The organism is Collinsella sp. SGI.033, assembly GCF_050315135.1.
In the GTDB taxonomy this organism is placed as follows: domain Bacteria; phylum Actinomycetota; class Coriobacteriia; order Coriobacteriales; family Coriobacteriaceae; genus Collinsella.
Genome location: NZ_JBNPOK010000058.1, coordinates 1 through 1072 on the forward strand (window position 1 = coordinate 1; position 1072 = coordinate 1072).

The 1072-nt window shown below is 56.6% G+C and carries 2 protein-coding genes; both read left to right on the top strand.

All coding sequences use genetic code 11. From position 1 onward, the window contains the following. Window positions 1–46 precede the first annotated feature (46 nt). Entirely contained in the window at window positions 47–466 is a 420-nt protein-coding gene (locus ACQRC0_RS08735) for a PTS sugar transporter subunit IIA (RefSeq protein ID WP_035137739.1), read from the top strand. A gap of 57 nt (window positions 467–523) precedes the next feature. After that, window positions 524–1006, top strand: coding sequence for a PTS sugar transporter subunit IIB (locus tag ACQRC0_RS08740; protein WP_099432286.1), 483 nt, complete (start codon window positions 524–526; stop codon window positions 1004–1006). Window positions 1007–1072 lie beyond the last annotated feature (66 nt).

The window sequence follows — 1072 nt, forward strand, 5'->3', positions numbered from 1 at the left end:
AGAAAACGGGTGCGGGAACGTGCCGGGCTATTGAGAGGAACACAGAATGAGACAGTACATCATCGCCAGCCATGCGCACTTCGCTACCGGCATCAAGGAGAGCGTCGAGCTGCTCTCGGGCGCTCGCGACAACGTTCACGATCTTTCGATGTTCGTCGATGGCCGCATGGACGTGGCCGAGGAGGCCCAAAAACTGCTGGCAGGCATGTCTGCTGACGATGATGTCGTTGTCTGCACCGACCTCTTTGGCGGCAGCGTCAACAACGAGTTCACCAAGATCGTCCAGACGCGTCCCCGCACGTACCTCGTTACCAACATGAACCTTCCTCTCCTCATCCAGTTGCTGTTCTCTGACGAGTCGGCGCCGGTTGAGGAGACGATTCGCGCCATCGTCGCTGCGGACGATACGCGCGTGAAGTTTGTCAACGATCTTTTGGTCGATGACGACGAGGAAGAAGAGTTCTAATCCGTAGCACCTACTGACACGCCGTAAGACGGCACAAGACCTTTGGGGGGTCACATTATGATTCAGCTACTTCGCGTTGACCATCGCCTGCTTCATGGCCAGGTCGCAGTTTCCTGGGTTCAGGGCCTTGGCTCCAACTGCATCTTCTGCGTGGGCGATAAGGTCGCTAATGACCCGGTGTGGAAGACGACGCTCAAGATGGGCAAGCCTGCCGGCTGCAAGCTCGTCATCAAAGATATGGAGCATGCAATCGAAGCTATCAACTCGGGCGTGACCGACAAGTACAAGATGATCATCTGTGTCGCCACTATTGCTGAGGCAAAGCAGCTTGTTGAGGGCTGCCCGCAGATCAAGTCGGTCAACCTGGGCAACACCAAGCCCAAGGACGAGAAGCGTCCCGATGCGCGTCAGGTCTCTCGTCAGATCTTCCTGACCGCGGCCGAGGAAGCCGATGTGCGCGAGATGCTGGATCGTGGCGTTGAGGTCGAGATTCGACCCCTGGCCGATGACCCCAAGGTTGACTGCGCCAGCGTGCTCTAGGCGTTCAATTTCGAAGAGTCTGAGCTCTTCGTAGTGTCCTATTAGGAAAGGGGGATATATGCTTAC

What these genes read in the sequence shown, in the direction of transcription:
- ACQRC0_RS08735 (WP_035137739.1), top strand. Translation starts at nt 47, where the DNA reads ATGAGACAGTACATCATCGCCAGCCATGCGCACTTCGCTACCGGCATC.
- ACQRC0_RS08740 (WP_099432286.1), top strand. Translation starts at nt 524, where the DNA reads ATGATTCAGCTACTTCGCGTTGACCATCGCCTGCTTCATGGCCAGGTC.